Origin of the sequence: Gordonia sp. N1V (assembly GCF_029269935.1) — a bacterium.
GTDB lineage: Bacteria > Actinomycetota > Actinomycetes > Mycobacteriales > Mycobacteriaceae > Gordonia > Gordonia polyisoprenivorans.
On the sequence record NZ_JARJDD010000085.1, the window covers coordinates 1 to 359 of the forward strand.

General features: G+C 63.0%; 1 pseudogene. It reads left to right on the forward strand.

Going from position 1 to position 359, the window contains the following annotated elements:
• Nucleotides 1-359: pseudogene (locus P3L18_RS28215) on the forward strand (HNH endonuclease); the annotation flags it as partial.

The window sequence follows — 359 nt, forward strand, 5'->3', positions numbered from 1 at the left end:
AGTCCTGTTGTTGCGGAACCTGGTTGATCATCACGCGACCACCCTCACCGGTGAACTGGACCGACTGGGCGTGGCCGACCATAAAGCCACCCGACTCCGAGAACTGTTGATCAGCATGGGCTTCGCACCCGCCGTCGCAGGTCGGTACGTGCGGATCGCCGCCACCACCGATGTGGATCTGTTGTTGGCGCACGCCGCGGACGGGTCCATCTCGTCAGAACACACCGACGCCATCGTCCGCGGACTGGCGCACATCGACACCCGATGCCCCGAACCTTTGGACACCGTCCAACGCTGCGAGTATCTGCGGAAACTGCTGTCGCACTACTTCGCCGGCTTCACCCCCGCCGAGATCAACA